This window comes from Segeticoccus rhizosphaerae, from assembly GCF_009192725.1.
In the GTDB taxonomy this organism is placed as follows: domain Bacteria; phylum Actinomycetota; class Actinomycetes; order Actinomycetales; family Dermatophilaceae; genus Segeticoccus; species Segeticoccus rhizosphaerae.
Genome location: NZ_VOHR01000356.1, coordinates 1 through 3,610, shown reverse-complemented (window position 1 = coordinate 3,610; position 3,610 = coordinate 1). Strand labels below are relative to the sequence as shown.

At 71.3% G+C, this 3,610-nt stretch carries 2 protein-coding genes and 1 pseudogene; 1 reads left to right on the top strand and 2 read right to left on the bottom strand.

What is annotated here, in order from left to right; all coding sequences use genetic code 11:
- Window positions 1-409: 409 nt before the first annotated feature.
- Window positions 410-1,621 (top strand): M20 metallopeptidase family protein, encoded by a 1,212-nt coding sequence (locus FRW57_RS18905; protein ID WP_137122497.1) that lies wholly within the window; start codon window positions 410-412, stop codon window positions 1,619-1,621.
- A gap of 45 nt (window positions 1,622-1,666) precedes the next feature.
- Here FRW57_RS18905 and FRW57_RS18900 read toward each other — a convergent pair whose 3' ends face one another.
- On the bottom strand, window positions 1,667-3,307 hold the full coding sequence (locus FRW57_RS18900; RefSeq protein WP_152186752.1) for an amidohydrolase: 1,641 nt from the start codon (window positions 3,305-3,307) through the stop codon (window positions 1,667-1,669).
- Window positions 3,307-3,610, bottom strand: a pseudogene (locus FRW57_RS23485) (hypothetical protein); the annotation flags it as partial. The gene FRW57_RS18900 and the pseudogene FRW57_RS23485, both read right to left, overlap by 1 nt.

The window sequence follows — 3,610 nt, the reverse complement described above, 5'->3', positions numbered from 1 at the left end:
GCCTCCGCTCGAGCCGCCGCCCGGCTCACCCGAGCCCCCGGTGGTGCAGGCCGCGACCACGAGCGTGCCGGCCAGCGCGAGCGCGAGGGGCGCAAGGCGGAACCGCGCACGAGGGTGTGACGGGCGCTCGCGCGCAACAGGGTTGGAGGAGTCGTCCGGCAGTTGCTGACGTGGCATTCGGCATCCTTGATCAGGGCGGCATCTGTGGCAGGAAAGAACGCTGGACTGCGACCTCGTGTCAGGAAATCGCAACGAGCATTGCACAGGCTGAGGGACAGGTCAATGGATGTGTCCAGCAGGTAATCACCCGGCGTATTGCGTTGCATCCGTGGCGACTTCAGCGATATTACTGTGCAGGACCGACGCCGGGCCCCGGCGTGTCCGCGCACATCGGTAACAGGAGACCCTGATGGCACTCGACGATCGGCTGCGCGACGATGCGCACGAGCTGGCTCCCGACCTGGTCCGCCTGCGCCGCCTGCTGCACCGGCAGCCCGAGGTGGGCCTTGACCTCCCGCTCACCCAGCGTACGGTCGTGCAGGAGCTGGAGGGACTCGACATCGAGATCTCGCTGGGCGAGGCGCTGTCCTCGGTGACCGGGGTGATCCGCGGCGGAGGTGGCGACGGAGCGGTCCTGCTGCGCGCCGACATGGATGCGCTCCCGGTCAGCGAGGCCACGGGGCTCGACTTCAGCTCCGCCATCGACGGTGCGATGCACGCCTGCGGGCACGATCTGCACACCGCCATGCTGGTGGGGGCGGCGCGACTGCTCGTCGCCCACCGAGAAGAGCTGGCCGGAGACGTGGTGCTGATGTTCCAGCCCGGCGAAGAGGGCTGCGACGGCGCCGGCCTCATGCTGCAGGAAGGCGTGTTGGGCGCTGCCGGGCGGCCGGTGCGGTCGGCATACGGCATGCATGTCTTCTCCTCCCGCTTCCCCCGGGGGACGTTCACGACCCGGCCCGGGACGTTGATGGCTGCGAGCGACGCGCTGTTCGTGACGGTGCGCGGACGAGGCGGACACGGCTCCGCACCGCACCTCGGCCGCGATCCGGTGGCGGCCGCGGCGGAGATGGTGACCTCGCTGCAAACCATGGTCACGCGGCGATTCAGCATCTTCGACCCCGTCGTCGTGACGGTGGGAGCCTTCCACGCCGGCACCCGCTACAACGTCATCCCCGACGAAGCGCTGTTTCAGGCGACAGTCCGATCGTTCTCGTCCGAGTCGCGCGGGCAGATGCGGCAGCTGGCACCGGAGCTGTGCCGCAGCATCGGCGCGGCACACGGCGTCGAGGTCGACGTCGAGTTCCACGAGGAGTATCCGGTGACGGTGAACGATGCGGCGCACGCAGACTTCGTGCAGGAGGTGGTGCGAGACGTGTTCGGCGAGGAGCGGTCGGCGCTGATGCCGGATCCGATCGCCGGCGCGGAGGACTTCTCGCGGGTGCTGGAGGCGGTGCCGGGCTGTTACCTCTTCCTCGGCGCGCACGTGGGGGAGAGCCTCGAGGGTGCCGACAACCACAGCCCACGGGCCATGTTCGACGACTCGGTCCTGTCCGACGGGTCCCTCCTGCACGCGCAGCTGGCGATGCGGGCCCTGCGGCGGGACTCCGTGCCGGCGTAGCACGGACGGCAGCGTCCCGCCTTCGGCCGCGGCGCTCTCAGGGCGCTAGGACGACGGCCGCTCGTGGACGACGACGCCCGAGGCGATGGTGCAGTCGACCTGCGCGTCCCCGATCGGGCCGGAGCCCTCGGCGAACAGGTTGCGGTCCAGCACCGTGAGGTCGGCGCGGTTGCCCAGGGCCACGGTGCCCGCATCATCGTCGTGGTTGACGTGGGCGGCCCCGGAGGTGAAGCCCGCGAGGGCAACCGCCAGGGGGATCGCCTGCTCAGGCAGGAACGGTGCGTTGTCACGGTTTTCGGGGTCGACCCGGGTGACGGCGACCTCCATCTCCTCCAGCGGGTTGGCGGTCGTCACCGACCAGTCGCTGCCCATGGCCATCCGGACGCCGGCACGCACGAAGTCGCCGAACGGGTACTGCCGCTCGGAGCGGTCTCGGCCGAGGAACGGCAGGGTCAGTTCGTCCATCTGCGGTTCCAGCTGGGCCCAGTAGGGCTGGCAGTTGGCGACGACGTCGAGCTCGCGGAAGCGCGGGACGTCCTCCGGCTGGACCAGCTGGACGTGGGCGACGTGGTGGCGCAGGTCACCTCGGCCGTTGGCTCGCCGCGCCGCCTCGATCGCGTCCAGGGTCGTCCGCACGGCGCGGTCGCCGATGGCGTGGAAGTGCACCTGGAAGCCGGACCGGTCCAGCTCGGTGACGGCCGCCGCGAGCAGGTCTGGCTCGACATACGTCAGTCCCACGTTGTCGGTGTGCCCGCCGCAGCCGTCACAGTAGGGCTCCAGCAGCGCGCCCGTGTGGTTCTCCATCACCCCGTCGACCATGATCTTGACCGTGGTGGGGTGGAACCCGGGCGCGGCGCCGCCCTCGCGCTGGGTGAGCAACTCCGGGATCTGCTCGAGCCCGCGGTGGCGATCCCACCAGAGGGCCCCGACCACCCGGGCGGTCAGTGCCCTCGACTCGGCGAGCGACGTGTAGGCGTCCAGCGTGGCCGGGCTCACCCAGGCGTCCTGCCAGCCGGTGATGCCGAGCGAGTGCAGGTAGGACTGCGACTCGAGGATGGCCGCCGCCCAGTCGGCGCGGGTCGGCGTCGGCAGGAACCGGTCCTGATAGCTGTAGGCCGCGCCCTCGTGCAGCGTGCCGGACGGCTCTCCGGAGTCCGGGTCGCGTTCGATCCGCCCGTCGGACGGGTCGGGGGTGGCGCGGGTCATCCCGGCCACCTCGAGGGCACGCGAGTTGACCCAGGCGCCGTGCACGTCACGGTTCATCAGGAAGACCGGCCGGTCCGGAACGATCGCGTCGAGGTCCTCCTTGCGCGGGGTGCCGCCAGGGAAGTGCTCCATCGCCCAGCCACCGCCGATGATCCACGCGTCGTCGGGGTGGTCGGCAGCGTGCTGCGCGATGTGCCGCAGGTAGGGCTCGCGCCCCTCGAGTTCGTTCAGCCACACCCCGAGTCGGTTGTGCCCGGCAACCGGCGGGTGGATGTGCGCGTCCTGGAAGCCGGGCACCACCAGGCCGCCCGTGGAGTGGATCTCGCGCGTATGACGTCCGGTCACCTCGCGCACCGCCTCCAGCCCGAGCGCGACGATGCGGTCACCTCGCACGGCGACCGCGTCGGTCCAGGGCGAACACCGGTCGCCGGTCCACACCGGGGCACCGGTCAGGGCGAGGTCCGCCGCGCCGGACCGCATCACAGGAAGTACAACCGGGACAGGGGCACGGAATCGGCCGGTTCGCAGGAGATGGGCTCTCCGTCGAGGTCGACGGCGCCGTCCGGGGCGACCCGCACCTGCGCCGAGGCCCGGTGACGCACCATCTGTGCCAGGCCGATCCCTCGGGTGTGCTCGACCGCCACCCGCCGGCGTCGGGTAGGGAGCCGGTCGACGCCCGCGTCGCGGGCCGAACCGCTCACGAACGCGACGGACAGCTCGGCCGGCGCCCCGCCATGGCCGCCGAACTGGGGCCCGAGCACGACCGGCTGGGCGGTGTCGATG